Source organism: Pseudomonas sp. CFBP 5748 (assembly GCF_053850495.1).
In genome coordinates, this window is sequence record NZ_JBSPTN010000009.1 from 1 (window position 1) to 21696 (window position 21696).

Consider the following 21696-nt stretch of genomic DNA (forward strand, 5'->3'; position numbering starts at 1 on the left):
ATGGTGTCCACTTAAATCAGGTGGACACCATCGCCTTTGGCGTCGGGGTCAGGAAGGTGTGTTGGCCGGACGCATACAGATGAGCGCGCCATGACCAAGATTGAAGCCGGGCCGGTAGTAGCTGATGATTTTGAGACATGGCTGAGCACACGCCCTAAGTGGTTGCAGACAGCGGCTCGTATGATCATCGACTCGAAGCGGCAGCTAAACCAGCACGAAATTAGCTCGTTGGCCAGGTTGTGCAAGCTCGAAGCCAAGGATGAAGCTGATCCAGGATTTCTGACGGTAACCCCTGGCACCTTATCGCAGGTCGCCAATAGACCTTTGCTTCGAATCGAAGAAATCCTTGATGTGCACGGGCTGAACGCCATCAAAGCTGGTGCCAATCTTCCATTCGGCAAAAGCAATCTCTCGGTGATCTACGGACAGAATGGAACCGGCAAGAGCGGTTTTGCGCGGCTGCTAAAGGAGATCTGTGGATCACGATCCAAGGACGAAATACGCGGTAATGTCTTTGATCCAATGCCTACGCCCTGCCGCGCTCATTTCAAGGTGTCAATAGACGGTAAGCCGGCGGATGTTCACTGGGACGTCCCAAGCGGGCCTCACAAAGCTCTACGACATGCACAGGTGTTCGACAGCAAGGCTGCCCAGCAGTACATGACCAGGACTGAAGCATGCTATGAGCCCAGCCGGATGAAGTTTGTATCCGCACTGATCGTAACAGCGGACGCTGTTAGCGCGGAGCTTTCAAGAGAGAAGGCACTACTCAGCAAAGCGTTACCCGCCATCCCAGAAACGCTAGGTCACACCGCCGAAGCAAAATGGCTTCAGGGCCTGAAGAGTACGACCACGACCGCCAGTATTGATAAGGAATGTCTGTATACAGATCTGCTTGATCGGGAGCGCATTGAGAAGGAGGCCCTACTCGCAGAGAAAGACATTGCAGGCCGGCTGCTGAGCATTAACAAAGAAAAAACTGCGCTGAAGAGTATTGAAACAGCAATGTCGACTCTTCAACAAGGATTGAACGATGCGACGGCAGGTACGCTAGAGACCCTGAAAAACGCCGCTGTTAAAGCCAGGAACTCGAGCGAAGAGGCAGCGGCAGCGATTTTCGGTAAAGCCGAGCTCGACGGTGTTGGCTCTGCGACCTGGCAGGATATGTGGGAATACGCACGCTCATACTCCAACGGCACGGCCTACACAGAATCCCAGTTTCCCAATATCGCGGCTGACTCACGCTGCGTACTTTGCCACCAAAGCCTTGATGAGGATGCCAAAGTCCGGCTGTCAGGGTTTGAAAAGTTTGTCACTGATGGCCTCGAGACAGCCGCCAAGAAGGCTGAAAAGAGCTTTACTGATCAAAAAAACTTCGTGCCAACTCTTCCAGGGCAAGCCGACTGGATCGTTCACATGTCCACTCTGGGCTTCGAGGAAGCCGATGCGATCACTTGGCTGGGCATGCTCAAAGCGAGGCGCGATCAAATCGTGTTGGGAAGTCCTGTCGGCACCTTGCCAGCTTTCGACTGGAAGGGCATCAGCGAGGCGGTTACAACTAAGTCAGCAGACTTGATTGCCGAAGAAGGGAGCCTTTCATCCCTGCTGAAGGATGAGCATCGTCAAGCAATGCATGAACGAGTTCAGCACCTTCAAGCCAAGCAGTGGCTCTCACAAAACAAGACCTCTATTAGCGCCGAAAGGGCTAGGCTGATAGCAGTCGCAGCAATAGACAAAGCCTCACGCTCAGCGGCCACCAATGCCCTGACTACCAAGAAAAACGACTTGGCCAAAACTGAACTGGATGCTGGCTACCAAGCTCGATTCATCGAAGAATTGAAGCTACTGGGCGGCCACCGCATTCCAATAGCGCCCCTAAGTAAATCGGGTGGCAAAGGCAAGATCACCTTTGGTTTGAATCTCGTGGGCGCGCACGGCACCCATGGCTTGGAATATATCTTGAGCGAGGGTGAAACCAGGATCGCCGCACTCGCCGCGTTCCTTGCGGACACGACAGGATCAAACCAGTTAGCTCCGTTCATTTTCGATGACCCGATATCTTCACTCGACCAAGACTTTGAAGAGAAGGTTGTCGAACGTCTCGTGTCTTTGTCACAGACCAGGCAGGTCATCATATTCACCCACCGACTTTCTCTTGTAGCTCAAGTAGAAGCTGTTACCAAGAAATGGGAGCAGACTCCAGGGATGCCCTCAATTAAGCCGACACTCACGTCACTTCAAAGGATGGCGAAGACTGCTGGTATCGTCGCCACTGCGAGCGCTCGAGACCTGAGACCAGAAAGTGCTGTCCGTGGGTTGATCGACAATACGATTGTGCGGTTGAAAAAACACCAGGAGAAGGCGGAAGTCGAGGCTTATGAGTCGCTCGCCAAGAGCGCTTGCAGTGACTTCAGGATCATCGTCGAGAAGACGATTGAGTACATTTTGCTGGCGGACGTCGTAGGCCGCTTCAGACGTGCAATCAACACTCAAGGCAAGCTACACAAGGTCGCTAAGGTAACAAATGACGACTGCGTATTCATTGATGACTTGATGACCCGCTACTCGGTGTATGAGCATGCTCAGTCTGAGGAGATGCCCAGCAGCGCTCTTGAGCTGGATGTCTTTGAAGCCGACGTAACAGCCCTGCAGAAATGGATTGCCGAGTTTGGATCGAGAGCGAGCTAGCACGGCTCATTGAGCGAGGGTCAGAATCATGAAAAACCTCCTGATTCTGGCCTGGGGCTAGACAGCAGCAGGCATCAGGGCAAGGCCCTGCTTCGGTGATGATGCAGAGCCTGCTTTGCGAGAAGTTCGCCGACCGTTCTGCCTTGTAGTCGATGAAGATTGAGACTAAAAAAGTCGCAAGGATAGAGACTAATACCGAACACGCTCGCCCAAAACCGACATCCTGTAAACGTTGGCGAGGTATCGAGCATCGCTCGAGAATTGTCTTGCGTGCTTCTGCCAGCTTGGCAAGTCGGTGACTGTCAAAATTGAGGTGCCGTCGGGAAGATTATCACCAACGATTTGGCCTTGAACGCCGTTAACAAACACCTTTAACGCGTCATAGAAGTCTTTCCCTGCCAAGAGAGAAGCTTTGATCTCTTCCGAGCCTGCCTGGTGTAACCAGCTATTAATGTTGAGGCGCATCGCGTCCTCTACTTGCACGACGTCACTGTGGAGATTTCGAAATGCATCAAAAGCTTGCTCCGGGATCCATCCTAAGGTGAAGTCGTACTGCTCCAACCAATGCAGATCAGACGCGGAGAGGCAGGTGGGAACGTAGCTGCGCAGCGCGGCGAGCGATAACATATAGTCGTCATTGGAAGCTGGTTGTGGGGTAGCTGCCAAACTGTACACGTTGGGGAAGATACGCTGCAGTACGCCCTGAGGGATGGATTTGAGGTCATCTGCAGTGTAATCAGACCAATGTTTCACATGAACGGCAAAGGAGCTTCCGTCCGGACGCTCATGCCGATAGACAGAGCCACTGTTTTGCTGATCCTGGATGGTGGTGTGCTTGTGGGCAGTTGTAAAAATCACGTAGCCTTTGATTTTTCCTGCGTACCCATCAGTTTTTTCCAACTCCTCCAGCACCTGCTTCCAAGTGAACGAGGTTTCGCGCAACTTGCACTGGCCTACCAGTGGTAAATCCGATTTTTTGGGGACTAGATCAATCCCAAACTGACTTTGGCCTTTGTGTCCATAGCATTGATACTTGATCTTCGGGTCGTGCTTGTGGGCTATTTGCTCCATGAAGTAGCAGCAGAGTTCTTCCCAATGCTCCCAAATCTCAACCTTCAGTCCTAGCATTTCCAGCTCCCTTGACGGCGGAAAATTGTAGATGGGATTAGCGGTGCAGCGGCCTAGCCTTGGCAGGCATAATCATCGCGCTTGAGGTCATGATATCGAGATCTGGGGTAATTCGCCCAAGCTGAAGGCCTCGCAAGGTGATCGGTTTGAGGAGCCAATGAGCTCCATCTACATCGATTTGATTGAGACCACCTCCACGTACTTGTAATTCTGCCTGGCGGCCTTCACAGCATCTTGCTCAGCAAGCAACGAACTCAGCGTGTCGGCCTCATGGATCAGCTCGTGCATCTTCCCCTCAAATTCGTTTCCAACTCGAAGCGTGACCCTGAGCCTAGGCGTAAATGATTTCGCCGCTTTCTTCTTGGGCGAAGGCGTTGATACCGGCTTGGTAAAAACAACCTCTGGCGCAGGCTGTGGCGTTGGAGGCGCAGGAACCTCTTCGGGCTCAGTCGCACCAAACAATGCACGACGCATTTCTTCTTCAGTTAAATCAGAGCTCATGGAAGATCTCAAAGGGGCGCTAATTATCTCGACAAGTTCCATTAGGATTGTTGCCGACCGGTATCGTAGGGGAGCCTGCCTAGACGTCAAATCCCCAGTTCGATTTCAATACAGGAGCCCCGTAAGGCTCGCGAAAGCTGCGCCTTTGGCAGGATGGTAATGAGTCCATCAGCTAAGTTGCTAGCGTGACGAGCATACAGCGTGACTGTGTTCGCATCCTGCATCCGACCTGGTACGACAGCACCTACCCTCTGCTGGGCAATTTTAAGAATATTCAAGATTTCCTGGCTGACCTCATTGGTGGACAGATGTTCAACGAGTGGTCTAGGCGGAGGGGCGGAACGGCTCCCCATATCTATTACCGCTTGGAGCAGGCCGTCTGAGCCCAAATGCTTCAGGGCCATCTCCCACAACTTCCCCTCTTGGGCGATATCCAGGCGTGCCCTACTCATTGCGAAATCCTAAAAGCATCAAGCTCATTCCTGATTGCAAATTTTACCCAGCTGTCGGCGAAAGCGACGCTCATACAGCTGGGTTAGTCGCAGAGGACGGGGCGCGAATTCTACGTTGAACGGCAGGATATTAGATATTCAGACTCGCGGAAGGATGCTGACTTGGGCAGGTAACATCAATCGCTCGCCGCCCGGATGGGAAACACGGCGATTGAACGCAACCTGTTTCGTAGGATGAAAGAAGCTACGAGGAGAAATAGAGCCATGCCCACCACATCGGCCACGAAATGATCATACGCATTTATGAACGGAATTCCGTTGGTGGCAGGATCAACATACATTTCATTTCCGACGGAAAAAAACAGCGTGATCACTACGCCGATCCAAGGAGTCCAAGGGATCCCCTCGTTAACGTCTCTGACAATCGAGCGGAACAAAAGCCTGGCGAATGAAGAAGGCCACAACAGAAGTGGAATTTTCAGCACATTGCGAATGACTTGAGACAACTTGGGTCGCTGCAGCTTGGTGGGGGGGAATCCGAAGTAGCTGAGCGCGAGTGGGAATGTGAACCCGAACAACGCATGGCAGACATTGTAATTCCAGCCTATAACGTCGAAAAAGCGGAACTGGATGATCCAGAACGTTATGGATATCGCGCTGAAAATCGCGATAGGGGTGAGTATTTGAAAGCGTTTTAGAAGCATGGATTTTCCTTATGCGGGCTGGATATCCATTCAGGGTACGACGTGGTCGACAGCCTTCTCAACCGAACCCTGCACATTTACTCAATGCGGCGATTAGCAAGGCTGCGTCGGGAATATTTATCTACCTTGAGTCTGCCTTGTGGCGATTCTCCTCCCAGTCCGCGCATGTTGAATTGACGGAGCTTTGCCTCTGGCTGATCGCTGGATTTTCTCGCTCACTGATCATACCAAATCCCGGATACCCCACGAAAAAGTAGGATTAAATACTTGGTTTTTGATGGCAAAAACGAGCCGGGGCTTAGGGCCCCAAACAGACGAGTTGGGTTAAGAGCAGAAGGGCAATCCCAAACCGATGTCATAGACTTGAAGATGAGCTCAAAAAACCCTTTAGGTCGAACGGATCAAATAAAAAGCGACCGGCCAAACAACCTAATTTCCAGAGTGAAAAACAGCGAGGCACAGCCACAGCTGCTTTTCTTTTGAGTTCAAAATATACATCTCCGGTTTTGAAAAACCGTTTCAAGGGCGGGCATTTCATGCTGTCGCATATTCGACATAAATGTCGCCCAAGGATAATTTTCTCTAAGCCTGCATTGCGCCTATTGGAAACCTAGGCACGTTGAGCGATGAGCCGCCCGGTAGTAACGAAGGGCTTACTGGAGGCGATCAGGCGTTGGTAGATACGTGTCACCTGCTATGCGCATGAACTCACGCAAGCTATGCCGTCCGACGTCCCGCCTGAACGTCGCAATGACGTACTTCGAGTTGACCGTATTGATCACCCAAAACCTGCCTTCCTTCGTTACGTACTGAATGTCGGATGTCCGAATCAGCCGACCATCTGCGAATCGTTGGAACGGCCCAGGGCAAATGTGACTGAACACCACGCCAACGGCACTGCATGCATGGATATGGACATTCACCAGGTAGGCCGTGACCAGCCCGTCGTAGTCCTGATTCACTGCTTTGGCTATGCGAAGGAGGTCGAAGTCCGAGTAGCGCTTTTCGTGTAAATCGACTGCGACGGTATTGATGTAGTCCATGGTTAAACGGCCTCTGACGCTGAGGCTACGCCGGTGGTTGCAGCACTACGCCGATAAAGCTCTCTGACCCCAATCAAGGCATCAACATCCAGGTCGCGTTGATGGGTATTGACGTACACATCACCACTCTCGACATGCAGAACACAGATTGGCACTTCTGCCTGGTTGAACCCCATGGAAAGTGATTTCAGCTTTTCCATCTTCCAGCCTGACCCTTTGTTCATCCATGCCGGGGTAACGACCTGGACATCTTGAATGACCATGCTCTCGTCTTGGGAGACCAGCAGCTCTACCAAGCGAGGCTCATCGTTCAGCATCTCTTCATAAGCTATGAACCGCCCCTCATGCCGGCGCTTGAGGCTCACGTGATACCAATGGGTAACCAAGGATCGCGACATGGCGTGAAAGTGAGCGAGACCGTCCCCGAACATTCCCACCGGGCCGGCCTGGTCTTGCATGCTAATCCTGAACATCGTGTATCTCGTGTTGAGCAGGCCCGCGAAGTGCGCCTGCGATTAACATAAGCCAAATATTGTCTTCAGCGAGGCAGTCATCTCGCGCCCTTTTCCCATGAGCACGTACACCGTGTTTCGCGTCTCGAACAGGCAAACACCGTCGAACGATTTACACAGGGTCGAGCGCACCCAGCCCCCTGGTGGAAACCGGCCATGACCGTCATGGATGACGCAATGGGCATACATAAACATCGGCTCCAGACCAGTAGCTCTTACTTTCGCGAGCGACTCTGGGGACTCGTCGACGTGGAAGATGACCCAGTCCTCGACGGTGCAAAAAGGCTTACGACCGAAGCGCCCCGCGACCAATACTTCCACTTCTGCATGAGACAGCGACGTGCCAGCAGAGGAGATTTCCCCCTCCCGCAGCAGCTCGTGCTCAGAAGAATTAGTCATAAATTGATGATCCTCTTGGCGACAAAGAAAATAGAGCTCTGCGCACGTACAGATCGCAAAGGTGGCGCGCCTGTAGTTCCATCGCAATGACTATATACATTTGTGTGGAACTCATCAAACGGGGCATACCGTCTCCTTTTGGGGAGAGGTGCGCTGGATGTCTTTGCGGAAGGCATATGCGGCAACGCTACAGTGGCTGAGGGTTCGACATGGGTTGTCGCAAGCAGACCTCCAGCATCAGACTGACCAAGCACACATAAGCCGCCTGGAAGCATCGACGACATCGGCAACCGTCGATCTCAGTGCCGACTTAGCTAAAGCGCTAGGCCTGATGCCACTCTCTTTTCTCACGCTGGTGGCCGCAGCCGATGAAGGTAAGACCGCGCGCTCAGTTCTGAATGACACAATGAAAGAACTCATGCAGCTTGGTGTTCTTGATGAGCAGCTACCTGCCGAACCCCAAACGCTCACTACACCCCAGAGAATCGCTGCAGCAGAAAGACTCAAAGCGGTGCGCGATCTTAAGGCGGCAGGCCTTTCTCAAGCGGAGGTTTGCCGGCAATTAGAACTGCCCAAGAGCACAGTTAACCGGCTGTGGTACGTCGGCGGTTGACCGTGCTCAGGTCTCAAACTCAAGAATATCAGCGGCTTGCCTTGCAACGAGAACGACGTTCCGATCAATAGGTTCTGATCCCTGATCGGGTCGCTCAAGATATGGAGACTCAGGAATCCCCTGTCGGTAATGCTTTAGGACGTACATCGCCCGCTTTCGCTTGCCACGAAGGGAAATGAATCCTTGATCCTTGGAAACCGTCTCCGCGACCTTTTTCATCTCACCGTTCAGTCTTGCCTGGTCTAGAGATGACGCCATTTCCTCAGCCTCATCCGCAGCCTGCTCAAATCTGTCGAGTGCCTCTGTGAAGTCCTGGTAGTCACCTACCTCACAGGCCATCGCGACTAATAACGCCCCGCTGGTAAAGAAACACTGAAGGTGAGAGTAATCAGGACAGGATTTTCGAACTCTAGCCATGACTTCCGCTTCCGTGGACAAAAACTCCTGTCGGAGCTTATCCGCCTCAGCCTGGACGTCTGTGATTTCGGAAACCAGATCGGCGAGTTGTTCCTCCAAAAGGCTATGCTCGCGATAAATGAATACCACAGCAGGCTTGAGGCTCTCGCACGCTTTGATGAAGGCTTCGCGATCTAGCATGGCGACTGCAGAAGAGCCTGTAGAGACAGAAGTACATTCAGTGACCTGGGTCGGTATCGTGACCAAAGCCGTCATCAACATTTCAAGGCAAGTCTCTATCGACTCCTCGACTCGCAAATAGCTATTCACTTCCATTTGAGTTCCTATTCACAGCCCTGCCACCGGCACAGACTTACCAAAAGTTTTGATCTGCTCAAGATCGGAGGCGTCGAGATCGAACCACTCACCCTCAAGGCGCTTTGCTTGATAAGTGATGTGGAAGCTTCGCTCTGCATGACTGTAATCATCAAACCAGGCGTAATGTTCAAGGCTTATGGGAAAGGGGAGCTTGACTTCGAAGAGCCGGGTACGAGCTCTCAAGTGAATTGTTTTGCCGATCTTGAAACCCAGCTTAGATCGAATGACATAGACGTACCCACCTGTCGGCAAATTGGAGGGGCGACTCACGCCTCTCACGGGCGATGGTGGTGCTGGGATGTCGAATCCAGCGATATCTGGAAAATATTCGGCATGTAGATCTGGAAGACCGTACCGGTTAACCACGTCAGGAGCAAAAGCAAACCAGTGTTTGGCTTGAAGCCAATAACGTCTTCCATTCGAGCTGGGCCGAAGCGTGACATCAGCCTCGCGCCACAGGATTTTTGCACGGCCTGACTCTCGATCAACCGTCATGACGATGCCAAATGCGCTCACATTACCAACCTGGGCTCTCGCGTCCCAGCTGGCCAGCAAAATGCAGTCCTTTGGACGTACATGGAGAATCAGGCCGGACAAATCGGAATCAACCTGCACGTTATGTTTCACAGGCATGACAAGCTTCTGGGGATCAAACCGATAAAATTTCATACAAGCTTCCTTGCAATAACTACTAGGCTACCGCGATAACAAACCCTATGAGGCTCAATAAGGCACCGAAATAATACCCAGAATAGATCAAGTATCCCGCACAAAGAACGCCGTGACCTCAATCTGATATCGCGCTTTTCCGCGCAGTAGCCCAGGCCAGAAAACCACTTATTGGTTGCCGGTAATCCACGAGGATTCGTAAAGTTCTACAACATGAACTGGCAAACGAGAGGAGACGATATGGATGACGAATCGCTACCGATGCTCGACCCGCAGCTAGAGGCCATCAAGTGGCCGACAGACTTCTCCGGCCAGCAGCTGTTTATCCAAGGTGACGATTGGCAGCACAACGCGATGTTGAACTGGTCTCACTTTCGTGCCGACCTTTATGCTTTTGCATACAAAGATGCCGCTGACGGCCTAGTAGAGGCTATGGCTAATCGTCAGGTGCCACTAGATAGCGGCATTTACCCTTTGCTCTTTCTATACCGCCATTCCTTGGAGCTGCAGTTCAAGCTGATGCTTCAGAGTGCTCGCGCGCTGACAGGCAAAAAGTCCAAGAACTACGATAAGCATCCGTTGATGCCTCTATGGTCAGAATTGCGCCATCTGCTCATGGGGCTGGGTCTAGAGCGCTCCGACGCCAACGCTAATGCTGTTCACGAGTTTATTCGCCAGTTGGACGACGTTGACCCAGACTCGATGGCATTTCGGTATGCGACGACCAAGAGTGGTAAAGCTCACCTGCCGGACGTTACGTACATCAACATCCGGCACTTGCGCGAGGTGCTCAACAGCGTTTTCGTTTGGCTAAACGGCACATATAGCTGGATCGGGGAGATGGAGCAAGGTCAATCAGGCTACTAAACCCGTACGCTGGGAGACACGGTCATTTCAACGCGTAAATTGTGATAAGGGGCTGGTTGTTACCACGCTGGCTCCTCATCCTCCTCTTGAAACTCATCGTGCTCATCATCCTCAGTATCTCGCCCAATCAGCCCGCTTCGAAGAAGTCCGATCTCATAATCCCTGGATTTCAGCTCCTGATGGGCACTTCGAATCGCGAGAACAGTAGTCTCGATTTTCAACGCTCCTTTGAGATCCCGACGTAGGCTGTTCACTCGCAGAAGGCACCCCAAATTCTGGGTGCCCCTCAGCCAGTTGTTTCGTGCGGAACCCGACGTCCCTTCATTCCTGTTGAAAACGAAAGTGATCTCGATGTCGTTCACGTGTCGCCGGCCTGATACCAAGTCTTCGCCCGAGCCTTTAGACGGCAAATTTGAAAATGTGTAACTGCCCTGTATGAAGATAAGCTCTCCCTCAGCGATCAGCAGCTTAAGTGTGCCTCGATCTAGATCATCAGAGATGTTCTTCACCCTGGCATGGCCCATCGTGATTTTCAGCATGCTTGTCATATAGCGCTGAAGGATGAGACCCGAAGTGCCCGAGTACATGATCCCATCTCTCAGGTACAGGATGCCTTCGTCGTTGCAGAGATTGGCGCTACGCACGCCCTGAAAACCACTAATCTGAGTAATGTCCACTCCGAGCTCGCTGGCAATTTCAAATACCCTGAGGTGGTTGAAGTACCACCACTGACAGGCCATGAGCTGCGTAGACTTGAAGATGGCACTAGGGTCAAGACGCTCCACCTCCTTCTGCCAGGTAACCTTCACCGCTTTAAGTCGATCAGACGTAAGGCTTAGCTCAAGCATGCGAGTGGTGTGCGCTTCACCATGGTGAATGGAGCAGAGAACGGCAAGGTTCTTTTCAGAGTGATCGCGGCTCTTGGCCCACGGCTCTATATGATGGACGATGACGGGAAGAGTGGGGTCTCGGCAAACACAGCAAACCCACCTATTTGCGAACAAGGTCTTTACGAGCGCCTCGAGGGGAATCGGGGGCCTACCGTCACCGAGTATTGTGTGTGCGGCCTCCTCGGTAAGTCCCATTTCGAGAAGCTGCTGAAAGTTTTGCTGCTGAAGTTTTGCGAGCGTCCATCGCTCTTCACGCAGCGTCCTTGCCAGCGTGATGTCTACACCTCGGGCAATCAGCGCTAGCTCAGTCGGGTTTCTGGTCACAAGCTCTACTCCATTAGAAATTCAGCGACAGTAGGTCAGGGCTACCAGGGCCTTATTAACAGACTCGCTGTGTAACCACATCCTGAAGAGCCATGAGATGCTGAGTCAACAGCCGGAGCGTATCTTCGTCGTTGATAAAACGCTCATCGACATCGATTTTCTCAGTCGCATTTCAACAAATACTTCAGGCTTATTGAGCACTTTAAAAACCAAATAATGGTGAGCGAACGTAGCCGAGCTTCCACTTTTGCCTATGCGGTTCCGAAAGCTTGAGCTTCCCAAGATCCAATACCCAAGCAGCCGCTGCTTCGCCTCGAAGGAAGGAAACCATTCGGCGACTCCTATGTTGCAGAGTCTGGAATCGCTCAACGTCCATTTCACCACCATGTCCGCCGCAGCTCTGTAGTGGTCAGCCATGAAAAGCTTTTTGCACACTGAAAGCCAGCCACGCACTTCCAATTGCTTGGTCGCATTAATGATGCTGTTGTCACCAAAAAACGCAGTGGTATGACGTGGTTGAGTTGCTAGACAACCAGTCAGATGAGCCTCCAGCTAGCTGAGCGATATTTCCCACTCGCATTCTTTTTCAAGAATCAGCACAAAACTGCCCATTCGATTCCGTTGATATTGAAAATCAGCACAGACTCGTTGAAAGACTACCAACTGGATGGTAGCTTTATTGCAGATTTTAAATTCATGCAATCAACGCCATCCCTGTGAGAATCCCATGCAAGATTGGAAGCAAACCCGCAAAGACATCAACGCTCGCTTGGTAGAGCTAAACGGCCTGTCTCCTGAAACCATGAAGGGCATGGCTGCTCTCGGTGCTGCCGGTAGCAAAACAAACCATCTGGACGCCAAGACTCGCGAGCTCATCTCCCTTGCAGTGGCCGTGACGACCCGCTGCGACGGCTGCATTGCCTTTCACGCTGCTGAAGCCAAGAAGCTCGGTATAACCAGTGAAGAGGTAGCTGAAGCTTTGGGTGTGGCCATCAACATGAACGCCGGGGCTGCAATGGTCTATAGCACCCACGTACTCGACGCGTTCGACAAGTCCTAATCAAACGCCGAATCCCCCCTTCAACGACGTCGAGATAAATCATGAATAAGCTGTTCACTCCTTACGATCTAGCCGGGACTCCTTTAAAAAACCGCGTTGTCATGGCCCCTATGACTCGCACCCGAACCTTGAACAACATTCCGAATGAATCCAACGCGCTTTACTACGCACAACGAGCTTCTGCCGGCTTGCTGATCACCGAAGGCCTGCCTATTTCCGATGAGGCTCGCGGCTATCTATACACCCCTGGCATTTACGAAGATGTGCACTTACCAGGCTGGCGCAAAGTGACTGACGCGGTGCACGCCAAGGGCGGGAAGATTTTTGCGCAGCTCTGGCACGTAGGCCGTATGTCCCACACCTCGGTACACGGCATGGTGCCAGTCTCCTCGGGCACGGTGCCTGCGGTAGATACCACGGTGTATGCCTGGATCGAACCTGGTAAATCTGGCCCGGTACAGCCAAGCACACCACGTGCGCTGGAAACTGAAGAAGTGAAACGCGCCATCGCCGACTTCGTGAAGTCCGCAAGGATGGCCATTGACGCCGGCTTTGACGGTATCGAAATCATGGCAGCCAACGGCTTCCTGTTCGACCAATTCCTGAGCAGCGCCTTGAACACTCGTTCTGATCAGTACGGCGGCTCTATCGCGAACCGTCAGCGTTTCCTGCTGGAAACTATTGATGCGATTGCTGCTGAAATCGGTGGATCGAAGATCGGTGTGCGCTTCTCTCCGTTTGGTCGACTGTATGACTTCGGTGTGTACGAAGGCGAAGAAGAAACCTGGATGAGTATGGCGGCTGCCCTCAACGAAAGAGAGCTGGCATTTGTTCACCTGAACTACCAACCGACCATCCTCGCCGCGCAAACGCCACCAGGTTTCGGCGCTGCGTTCCGTGAAGCGTACAAGGGCACCTTGATGGCTGCGGGCGGCTTCACCAAAGAGATCGCAGAGTCTGAGCTGGCCAAAGGCGAGCTAGATCTCATTGCCTTCGGCACCGCCTACATTGCCAACCCTGATCTGGTAGAGCGCATGCAGAACAATTGGCCATTGGCCGAGGGAGATCGCGCGACCTACTACGGCGTAAGCGGCTCGATTGATAAGGGCTACACCGACTATCCGGAATACGCAGCCGCCAAAGCCTGATATTCCTTCACAAACATTTAGGAGAACACCATGCCACTCGTAACTATCAAAGGGATTGAAGGCGTTTTTTCCGACGAGCAAAAGGCTGAAGTGATTCGCAAAGTGACTGACGCTATGGTGTCGGTTGAAGGCGAAAACATGCGCGCCCTCACGTGGGTCATCTTCGAAGAGGTAAAAAGTGGGGACTGGGGTATTGGTGGCAAACCTGTGACCGCCAAAGAAGTATTGAAGCTGCAAGCCGGCGAGTAAGGCTTCACCTTCAGGTCATTAGCTCCCTGTTCTTTGAGTGCGGCCATGCTCAACGAACAGGGAGCTTTTTCCGTTCTTAAAGAACGCCAGGTTTGTGGGGACTACTCCGTGATTCTGATCATTTACGCCCATCCTTACCCCGACAAATCCAACGTCAACAAGCTGATGCTCAAGCTGGCAGCCAACAATCCCGATGTCGCAATCCGTTCCCTGTACGACCTCTACCCCGATTTCAATATCGACGTTGAAGCTGAGCAGAGGGCGGTGGAACAGGCAGACCTTCTGGTTCTGCAACATCCTATGTATTGGTACAGCTATCCGCCCCTTTTAAAGCTGTGGATCGATAAGGTCTTCACTCAGGGTTGGGCCTATGGCGCCGACGCTGTTGCTTTAAAAAACAAGAAACTGCTGTGGGCCGTAACCACTGGCGGAGAGCATGATCATTTTGAAGGCGGCGACCACCCAGGTTTTGCGGTGCTGTCCCAGCCCATTCAGGCGACGGCGAATTACTGCGGGATGCATTGGTTGAGTCCAGTCGCAGTCCATGGTGCCTACAGAGCAGATCAAAGCGCATTGCTTAAACAGATCCGGAATTATGGCCAGCGCCTGACGTCATGGAGGGAAGATTGAATGGACACTCACAGCCTGATTGAAATGCTCATCTACCTGGGCTCCGCAGCCTTGATAGTCCCAATTGCCGTTCGCTTAGGGCTGGGCCCAGTTCTAGGCTACCTGATAGCTGGCTGCCTGATCGGCCCATGGGGTTTGAAGCTTGTGACCGACGTGGAGTCCATCCTGCACTTTGCTGAAATTGGCGTGGTGTTGATGCTGTTCATCATTGGTCTCGAACTCGACCCCAAGCGCCTTTGGGCAATGCGCCGCATGGTCTTCGGCGGCGGCGCGTTGCAGATGCTGGCATGCGGCGCGGCCATCGCAATTTTCTGCGCTGTACTTGGCTTGAGTTGGACGGCTGCGTTGTTGGTAGGGCTGACGTTGAGCCTGTCCTCGACGGCTATCGCCATGCAGGCCATGAGCGAGCGAAACATGAACTCCACCGCCGTAGGTCGCAGCAGCTTCGCCGTGTTGCTTTTCCAGGACATCGCGGCGATTCCCCTAGTGGCCATGATCCCACTGCTGGCCGCAAACGGTGGTACGCCCTCAGGTGCAGAGCTGGCGCTGTCCACTGCCAAAATCGTGGGTGCAATTGCCGCAGTGGTTCTTTTGGGTCACTACGTCTCTCGGCCCGTCCTTCGCTTTGTAGCGCGCTCAGGCCTGAGAGAAATCTTTAGTGCCGTCGCACTGTTCCTGGTGTTTGGGTTCGGCCTCTTGTTGGAGGAGGCCGGCTTATCCATGGCCATGGGCGCGTTCTTAGCCGGCGTTCTCTTGGCCAGCTCGGAGTATCGCCATGCTCTGGAAAGCGATATTGAACCCTTCAAAGGCCTGTTGCTGGGTCTGTTCTTTATCGGTGTAGGGATGTCGATTGACTTCGGCACGCTGATCGATTCGCCGCTGAAAGTCATCACCCTGACCTTGGGCTTCATTCTGATCAAGCTGCTCGTGATCAAGCTCCTGGGTCGCTTCCTGAATGTCCCAAGTGACCAGCGTTCATGGCAGGCGGTGTTCCTTGGCCAAGGCAGTGAGTTTGCCTTTGTAGTATTTGGCGCAGCAACCGTCGCCGGCATCCTGGTCGACCCTTGGGGTAAGAGCCTGACGCTAGCGGTGGCGTTGTCCATGTGTGTAACGCCTTTACTGATCCTCTTGCTCAATCATTTAGAGTCTTTGGGCAATCAGGCCAGCAAAAAAGCGGACACCATTGACCAAACCAACCCTCGGGTCATCATCGCTGGCTTCGGAAGATTTGGTCAGATCGCTGGTCGTCTGTTGATGTCCTGTGGTTTTGAGGTAGTGGTCTTGGATCATGATCCAGACCACATCGAGACGCTGCGTAAGTTCGGGGTCAAGGTGTTTTATGGGGATGCCACCCGCCTCGATTTACTGCACGCTGCGGGTGCTGCCCAAGCCGTGGTGCTGATCAACGCCATCGATAATCAAGACGATAACCTGGCATTGACCAAGTTGGCCCAAGAGCATTTTCCATCCCTAAAACTGGTGGTGCGCGCTCGTGATATGGGACACATCATCACGCTGCGTCAGATGGGTATTGAAGACGTCGAGCGGGAAACCTTTGAAAGCGCGCTGTCCCTCGGTCGCAGGGCTTTGGAGCAACTTGGGATAGGACGCTACGAAGCTCGTGAGCGTGCGGATCGATTCCGCCGCCTGAATTTGGAGATGCTAGAGGAGATGTCCGCTCAGCCCGAGGACGATACCGAATTCAAGTACGACGCTTACAAACGGGCCAACGCTTTACTAACGGAAATATTCAATGAAGACCGCGCTCATCCAATTGATGTCGGCCCAGGAAAAGTGAGCCTTGCGCACAGGGAGACAGGTAGCTGACTTGCCTTACAGGTCGAGGAGGATGCTTGGTTAACTAGCGTCCTCCAGTTCAGTGATGATTGCTTTTTTCAAGGCTGAAACTGATTTAGACCCAGCGAAGACCCTCAACAATCGGCCTTCGTGGAACACTGCCAAGGACGGCACAGATCGAATGCCATACATCTGCGCAATCGTCGGCGATACCGCGATATCAATTTTTCCAAACACTGCGAGAGCATGGAGCTTTTCCTCCAAGTCGACGAAGACTGGCTTCATCTCTTTACAAGGTTTGCACCAAGATGCTGAGAACAGTACGACACTGCTGCCTTTGGCAACAAAGCGGGAAAATTGGGGAGCGCTCAATTCAACGATACGGCTCATTTGGATCTCACGTGTTGTGTTAAGGAAAAGGGGGCACCTTCTGATTGCCCCCGTTCCGTTGCCTATCAAATTTTGCAGCCATCGATGCCGCAGACTTGGCCCGTCAATGAGCTATCCTCGGTTCTCGCTTTAGCAGCCATTTGATTCAGCGCTTCAAGAAAGGCCGCTTCTGGCTGAGCACCTGACACCGAGAACGCGTTGTTGAAGACAAAAAGTGGCACGCCGGAACCCAGTTGCGCTGCGAAATGCTCGTCCTCTTCCATCTCAACGCGCAGCTCCACGGATGACCACGCCAACTGAATTGATTCATCGGGCACACCTGCCTCCTTCGCAATCTCCTCCAAATTGGCGCGATCAAAAAGCGACTTGCCGTGACTGGTACTTTGCTCGTACAGCGCCTCAACAAGGCGCGTCTTCACTGTCGTGTCTTCAACTGCCTTCACCAGGACATGAGCATCCGCTGTGTCACCAAACATCATGGTGTCGAAACGGTAATCCAGCCCCTCAGCTCGGCCATATTTACTGACCGTACTCATCATCGCTTCTGCGGAATCTGGGTTGCCGAGCTTACGTTTCAGTGCCGCTATCATCGGTTCAGGGGTGTGATTTGCAGCCAGTCGATAGGCCCGAATGTTGACCTGTACATCGTCCTTCTGCGGGAAGTTTTCGAGTGCTTTTTCAAAACGACGCTTGGCAATCCAGCACCAGGGACACACATAATCAGACCAGATATCGACTACATATTTTTTCGAAGGGGTTTGCATAATTTATCCTGCACGGAGAAGTTAAGATTGCATTGCGGCCATTTCAAGCAAATGGTTAAAGCCAGCCAACGGGTCGGCTGAGCGACCCAATGTCCAATCAATGAGGCTTGCTCCCTCCAACATGCTCAGCAGCATGAAGGCGAAGCTCTCAGCAGTTGTTCCAAGTAACCAGTGGTGCTGCCGGACTGCGTCATTTAGGGTTCTTTGGAGCCAGGCTAGCTGGGAATTAAAGAAGTCCCTGGTAAGTCTTTGTAGCGACAAAGGCAGCGCAGCCATTTCCGCTGCCAAGGCACCGCATAACGGCAGCAGCCCCTCATTCGCGCTGATCACGAAAAGTCGGGAAAAAGCCTGTAAGCGCTGCAGTGGCTCGGGATGCATGATCTCGATTGACAGCAACGTCTCGTTGAACCGAGCGATGTAGTCGTTGATCAGCTCCGCGCCCAAGCACTCCTTGGTAGGAAAGTGATGGTGAATGCTGGCTTTTCTAATGCCGACTTTCGCTGCGAGATCCGCGTAACTGAACGCTGAGTAACCCTTTGAGCGCATCTGGGTTTCGGCGTAGTTCAGCAGCGCGGCTTTTGTCGTGATAGACATTTGAAACTCCTACAGCCAGCACCCTTGTCACTGAAGCAGCCTGCTGGAAAGCGCCCCGTTGAAAGGCGTTACACAGGGCGCTTGCCTCGGTGTTTAGGCACGTACCGCCATCACCCCTGCATCAACATCCCAGATAGCACCGGTCACCCAGGAGGTTTTATCGGAGAGTAAGAAGAGGATGGTATTGGCGACGTCTTCAGGAACACCGACTCGACCCAGTGGGTGGAAATCGTTTAGCGACTTCATCGCATCCGGGATCGCTTCCTTGTCCATGAAGCCTTCATAGATCGAGGTGTGAACGATGCCAGGCGAAACGGCATTGACTCGGATACCTGAGTGAGCCAATTCAATTGCCAGGTTTCGGGTGACTGCGTGCAGGCCCGCCTTAGCCATCGAATAAGCGGTAGCTGGAGAGCCGGCCAGCGCGGCTTGCGCGCCAATCGAACCGACGTTGACAATGGAGCCTTCGCGCTTGGCAGCAAGCATATTTTTGACCACTGCCTGCGTGATAAAGAATGTAGCGCGGTTCAGATCCAGGTACATGTCGTAGTCAGCCTCATCGTGCTCAATGAAAGGCTTCGGAATGAATATGCCTGCAGAGTTGACCATGAAGCCGATGTCACTGTGGTTGGCATTGATCTCGCTGCGTACATGATTCATCCCTTCCTCGGTCATGAGGTTGGCAACGATTACTGATACGTTCCCCAGCGGACTCAGCTCGGCGCGCACAGCATCGGCTTTATCCTTTTTACTGCCGGTGAGAACCACGCTGCCACCCGCCTTTAAAAACTGGCGCGCTGTTTCCAGGCCCATGCCGCTCGTGCCGCCGACGACCAACAGTTTTTTGCCTTTAAAAAAATCGTTCATTGCAGACTCCGGTATCAGATAAGTGAGAGGTGGTCAGCGGCCAGGTGCCGTGCTGACCTGTGGCCAGGACAGTTAGTCTTCGATGACTTCGAGCTTAGGGAGCATGCGGATGGCTTTAGAGAAGTTGGCGTAGTTGACCGAAGTCTTTAGCACCACGTTGTGCAGCTCCTCTACACGCTCACGGGAGGCATCGGTGTGCAGGCGAATGACGACACTCACCTCGTCGTAGCCTGGGTTAACGCTTTCGTCGATGCCTAGGAAACCGCGCAGGTCGAGGGTTCCGTCAGTCTCGATCTCCAGGCTGTGAATCTTGATGCCCATCATCGCGGCATTGGCGGCATAGCCGACCGACATGCAGGCGTTGAGAGCTGCCATCAGCAGCTCCTGAGGGTTGGGCGCGGTGTTCTCGCCCAGCAATTCATTCGGCTCATCGGCTGCAATTTCAAAATCGCGGGAATAGGTCTCACCGGCCAAGCTGTAACGGCTGACTTTGGCTACAGACCGGGTCTGACCCTTCCAAGCGGTTTTAACGTTGAAGCTTGCGTGGCGCTTGTTCGCATCACCAGCAACGCCTTCGGCGAAATTCTGGAGTGCGGCGACATCGATACCATTCAGGTTGCTGTTCATGTGGACGTTCCTCTTCAGATAAGCCGGACGATTAGACCGGAAGAGAAACAAGACTACCAAGTAGTAGGTTGGCTTGCAAGATAGATGACGATACCAATAGCTTTGAAAAGCTAGGCTGCATAGAGGAATTGGGAATATTGATGACAACACAGTGAGTGTCGTGACCAACAGAGTCACTTCGAAAGCGACGCCATGAAACGATCTTTCACACCTCTATGCATCGGGTGAAATTTGTGTAATCGTACGAATTGATGGCATAAGGCTGTCACCACATGGATAAAAATCAGGGAGGTTTTATGGCTGTTTATGCACCAGGGCACGTGTTGGGGCGAGATGGAGGTTCGTTTCAAGAAGTCACTTTGAACGCAGCCAAGAGCGCGGTCGTCGCTAAGCATGGACGGTACTGTACAATTCGCGATCACGAAAAAGCGCCGCCTACAAGCCAACCTTCCCGTCATTGGATGCAAATCTACCGCACACCAGATAATACCGAGTGATCTATCCGGTGGATTTTAGTTTGCACTAATTGATACAAGCATAGATCGGCTCGCGGCCCTGAATCAAATGACTCAAGGCCGCCTGCTCTTGGCAGGCGACCAAATCGAGAAGCTATTGAAAGATGTACTAAAGATACAGCGATGAAAGATGCCCCCTGAAAAGGGAATGCAGCGGTGGAGTCGATAAATGTGCTTGCTAGAGTTTTCAGTGACGAAGGGTAGATAAAATCAAATCAAATCCCGAAGATTTCTCGTAATCATCGCTCATCGCCCAAGAAACAAAGCTCGCACCTTCCAAAGTATTCAATATGTACCTTGAAACTCTGATTACATCCAGGTCGGCTTTAAGCTCTCCTCGATCTTGACCCTGCTTAATATTTGCCTGAAGCCAAGTGAGATGGATCTCAAAGAAATCCTTCGTCATTTCTTTGAGACTTTCAGGCAGGGCCAGAAGCTCTGCGGCCAAGGCTCCACAGAGTGGAAGCATCCCGTTTAGACTGCTTTGTGCGAACATCAAGGCGAACGCATTCAGTCGGTCGACAACACTGACGTGTTCATCATTGATAGCCTCCAGCTGCTTTTTGAACCGGAACAGGTAGCTCTCGACTATGGCAATTGCCAAGCCTTCTTTGGTGGGGAAGTGATGGTGAATACTCGCCTTTTTAATGCCGATTTCGTCTGCAAGGTCGGCATAGCTGAAGGCCGCGTAGCCCTTCGTGCGCAGCAGAACCTCGGCGCTAGTCAAAAGGTCTGAACGTGTACTCATGATGCCGAATCCGAATTTGTCATCCTGACATCATAAATTAGTCACCCCTCATAAGACAGCGCTCGCCTTACCAGGCTTCAGCCTTGAGTCGAGCTGGCAAGTGCGGCACAACCTCAACGCATGGCTTGCGCGTCCGCAGGCAAACGCGCAAAAGCTTGGAGTGCTGGGTAAAAATCGCTGAAGTCTGCGCTCAGCACCTCATAGTTGCCTTTGAGATGTTCGAACAATCCATCAAGCCCCTCTGGTCTGGAAAGGCGCTTCGAGATTATGCCCAAGCCATATCCAATCATTTCAATGTCTCTATAGGCGCACAGCCAATCCTCCGAGATCATCAAAGGCACGACCTGCGCCAGCGACGAAGGAAGGTTAGGCTCTGCCTCCAAAATCCCATAGATCTGCTGCGCGAAATCATCCAGCGGCACGTCACAATATTGCTCCCAATCTCGCGCGAGGCAGTGGTCAAAGAACATGTCGAGAGCGATTCCAGCGTAGCGCCTTTGCTCGTTCGGAAATCGTGATAGCGCTCGCTTGACCAACCCGTGAGCATCAGTGAAGGCATCAATCGTCCGATGCAGCTGAATCGCAGCCTCAGTTTTAGGAGAAAAACGCCCTGCGAGTGGGCCTTTAACAAAGTCCCCGTACAGGCTCCCCAGGAGCTCGTCAGACGATTGCCCCCCAAGGTGTAGATGAGCCAAATAATTCATCCCATGCACCCTCATGCAAGTAGCGGTCGACGGTCAAGA

At 52.6% G+C, this 21696-nt stretch carries 26 protein-coding genes; 8 read left to right on the forward strand and 18 right to left on the reverse strand.

Going from position 1 to position 21696, the window contains the following annotated elements; all coding sequences use genetic code 11:
- Positions 1 to 90: 90 nt before the first annotated feature.
- Positions 91 to 2688: an AAA family ATPase gene (locus ACWNZ1_RS20385; RefSeq protein ID WP_456027827.1), complete on the forward strand. Its 2598-nt coding sequence runs from the start codon at positions 91 to 93 to the stop codon at positions 2686 to 2688.
- Positions 2689 to 2877: 189 nt separating this feature from the next.
- On the opposite strand, the gene ACWNZ1_RS20390 is transcribed toward ACWNZ1_RS20385, so the two are convergent.
- From ACWNZ1_RS20390 to ACWNZ1_RS20420, 7 genes are all read right to left on the reverse strand, one after another.
- Positions 2878 to 3816 carry a hypothetical protein gene (locus ACWNZ1_RS20390; protein ID WP_456027828.1) on the reverse strand — a complete coding sequence of 313 codons (939 nt, stop codon included), beginning with the start codon at positions 3814 to 3816 and terminating at the stop codon, positions 2878 to 2880.
- Positions 3817 to 3984: 168 nt separating this feature from the next.
- The gene (locus ACWNZ1_RS20395; protein WP_456027829.1) at positions 3985 to 4317 is read right to left on the reverse strand and encodes a hypothetical protein; all 333 of its coding nucleotides are present in this window, start codon (positions 4315 to 4317) and stop codon (positions 3985 to 3987) included.
- 86 nt (positions 4318 to 4403) lie between these two features.
- Complete coding sequence (locus ACWNZ1_RS20400; protein WP_456027830.1) at positions 4404 to 4769, reverse strand: hypothetical protein; 366 nt, start codon at positions 4767 to 4769, stop codon at positions 4404 to 4406.
- A gap of 176 nt (positions 4770 to 4945) precedes the next feature.
- Positions 4946 to 5473, reverse strand: coding sequence for a hypothetical protein (locus ACWNZ1_RS20405; protein WP_456027831.1), 528 nt, complete (start codon positions 5471 to 5473; stop codon positions 4946 to 4948).
- A 653-nt stretch (positions 5474 to 6126) separates the two neighbouring features.
- Positions 6127 to 6516 (reverse strand): hypothetical protein, encoded by a 390-nt coding sequence (locus tag ACWNZ1_RS20410; protein WP_456027832.1) that lies wholly within the window; start codon positions 6514 to 6516, stop codon positions 6127 to 6129.
- Between the two features lie 2 nt (positions 6517 to 6518).
- The gene (locus ACWNZ1_RS20415) at positions 6519 to 6989 is read right to left on the reverse strand and encodes a hypothetical protein (RefSeq protein ID WP_456027833.1); all 471 of its coding nucleotides are present in this window, start codon (positions 6987 to 6989) and stop codon (positions 6519 to 6521) included.
- A gap of 42 nt (positions 6990 to 7031) precedes the next feature.
- On the reverse strand, positions 7032 to 7427 hold the full coding sequence (locus ACWNZ1_RS20420) for a DUF6957 family protein (protein WP_456027834.1): 396 nt from the start codon (positions 7425 to 7427) through the stop codon (positions 7032 to 7034).
- Between the two features lie 157 nt (positions 7428 to 7584).
- Between ACWNZ1_RS20420 and ACWNZ1_RS20425 the strand changes: the two genes are divergently transcribed.
- Entirely contained in the window at positions 7585 to 8040 is a 456-nt protein-coding gene (locus ACWNZ1_RS20425; protein WP_057723456.1) for a helix-turn-helix domain-containing protein, read from the forward strand.
- Between the two features lie 6 nt (positions 8041 to 8046).
- Here the strand turns inward: ACWNZ1_RS20425 and ACWNZ1_RS20430 are convergent, their stop codons facing one another.
- A complete protein-coding gene (locus ACWNZ1_RS20430; protein ID WP_456027835.1) occupies positions 8047 to 8772 on the reverse strand; it encodes a hypothetical protein in 726 nt (241 codons plus the stop codon).
- A 12-nt stretch (positions 8773 to 8784) separates the two neighbouring features.
- Entirely contained in the window at positions 8785 to 9483 is a 699-nt protein-coding gene (locus ACWNZ1_RS20435; protein WP_456027836.1) for a GIY-YIG nuclease family protein, read from the reverse strand.
- 240 nt (positions 9484 to 9723) lie between these two features.
- Between ACWNZ1_RS20435 and ACWNZ1_RS20440 the strand changes: the two genes are divergently transcribed.
- Positions 9724 to 10350 (forward strand): hypothetical protein, encoded by a 627-nt coding sequence (locus ACWNZ1_RS20440; protein WP_456027837.1) that lies wholly within the window; start codon positions 9724 to 9726, stop codon positions 10348 to 10350.
- A gap of 59 nt (positions 10351 to 10409) precedes the next feature.
- Here ACWNZ1_RS20440 and ACWNZ1_RS20445 read toward each other — a convergent pair whose 3' ends face one another.
- A complete protein-coding gene (locus tag ACWNZ1_RS20445) occupies positions 10410 to 11564 on the reverse strand; it encodes an HNH endonuclease signature motif containing protein (protein ID WP_456027838.1) in 1155 nt (384 codons plus the stop codon).
- Positions 11565 to 11669: 105 nt separating this feature from the next.
- Positions 11670 to 11981 (reverse strand): hypothetical protein, encoded by a 312-nt coding sequence (locus tag ACWNZ1_RS20450; protein ID WP_456027839.1) that lies wholly within the window; start codon positions 11979 to 11981, stop codon positions 11670 to 11672.
- 310 nt (positions 11982 to 12291) lie between these two features.
- Between ACWNZ1_RS20450 and ACWNZ1_RS20455 the strand changes: the two genes are divergently transcribed.
- The 5 genes from ACWNZ1_RS20455 (at position 12292) to kefC (ending at position 16478) form a co-directional block, all read left to right on the forward strand.
- Positions 12292 to 12624, forward strand: coding sequence for a carboxymuconolactone decarboxylase family protein (locus ACWNZ1_RS20455; protein ID WP_456027840.1), 333 nt, complete (start codon positions 12292 to 12294; stop codon positions 12622 to 12624).
- Between the two features lie 41 nt (positions 12625 to 12665).
- On the forward strand, positions 12666 to 13772 hold the full coding sequence (locus ACWNZ1_RS20460) for an alkene reductase (protein WP_456027841.1): 1107 nt from the start codon (positions 12666 to 12668) through the stop codon (positions 13770 to 13772).
- Between the two features lie 30 nt (positions 13773 to 13802).
- Complete coding sequence (locus tag ACWNZ1_RS20465) at positions 13803 to 14021, forward strand: tautomerase family protein (protein ID WP_456027842.1); 219 nt, start codon at positions 13803 to 13805, stop codon at positions 14019 to 14021.
- 108 nt (positions 14022 to 14129) lie between these two features.
- Positions 14130 to 14651: a glutathione-regulated potassium-efflux system oxidoreductase KefF gene (kefF, locus tag ACWNZ1_RS20470; RefSeq protein WP_330784171.1), complete on the forward strand. Its 522-nt coding sequence runs from the start codon at positions 14130 to 14132 to the stop codon at positions 14649 to 14651.
- Positions 14652 to 16478 (forward strand): glutathione-regulated potassium-efflux system protein KefC, encoded by a 1827-nt coding sequence (gene kefC / locus ACWNZ1_RS20475; RefSeq protein WP_330784005.1) that lies wholly within the window; start codon positions 14652 to 14654, stop codon positions 16476 to 16478.
- Positions 16479 to 16508: 30 nt separating this feature from the next.
- On the opposite strand, the gene ACWNZ1_RS20480 is transcribed toward kefC, so the two are convergent.
- From ACWNZ1_RS20480 to ACWNZ1_RS20510, 7 genes are all read right to left on the reverse strand, one after another.
- On the reverse strand, positions 16509 to 16838 hold the full coding sequence (locus ACWNZ1_RS20480) for a thioredoxin family protein (RefSeq protein WP_456027843.1): 330 nt from the start codon (positions 16836 to 16838) through the stop codon (positions 16509 to 16511).
- A 65-nt stretch (positions 16839 to 16903) separates the two neighbouring features.
- Positions 16904 to 17602 carry a DsbA family oxidoreductase gene (locus ACWNZ1_RS20485; RefSeq protein ID WP_456027844.1) on the reverse strand — a complete coding sequence of 233 codons (699 nt, stop codon included), beginning with the start codon at positions 17600 to 17602 and terminating at the stop codon, positions 16904 to 16906.
- 21 nt (positions 17603 to 17623) lie between these two features.
- Positions 17624 to 18196 carry a TetR/AcrR family transcriptional regulator gene (locus ACWNZ1_RS20490; RefSeq protein ID WP_456027845.1) on the reverse strand — a complete coding sequence of 191 codons (573 nt, stop codon included), beginning with the start codon at positions 18194 to 18196 and terminating at the stop codon, positions 17624 to 17626.
- A 93-nt stretch (positions 18197 to 18289) separates the two neighbouring features.
- On the reverse strand, positions 18290 to 19063 hold the full coding sequence (locus ACWNZ1_RS20495) for an SDR family NAD(P)-dependent oxidoreductase (protein WP_456027846.1): 774 nt from the start codon (positions 19061 to 19063) through the stop codon (positions 18290 to 18292).
- Positions 19064 to 19135: 72 nt separating this feature from the next.
- Positions 19136 to 19690, reverse strand: coding sequence for an OsmC family protein (locus ACWNZ1_RS20500; RefSeq protein WP_456027847.1), 555 nt, complete (start codon positions 19688 to 19690; stop codon positions 19136 to 19138).
- Between the two features lie 702 nt (positions 19691 to 20392).
- Complete coding sequence (locus ACWNZ1_RS20505) at positions 20393 to 20953, reverse strand: TetR/AcrR family transcriptional regulator (protein WP_210043771.1); 561 nt, start codon at positions 20951 to 20953, stop codon at positions 20393 to 20395.
- A gap of 113 nt (positions 20954 to 21066) precedes the next feature.
- A complete protein-coding gene (locus tag ACWNZ1_RS20510; protein ID WP_210043772.1) occupies positions 21067 to 21657 on the reverse strand; it encodes an acyl carrier protein phosphodiesterase in 591 nt (196 codons plus the stop codon).
- Positions 21658 to 21696 lie beyond the last annotated feature (39 nt).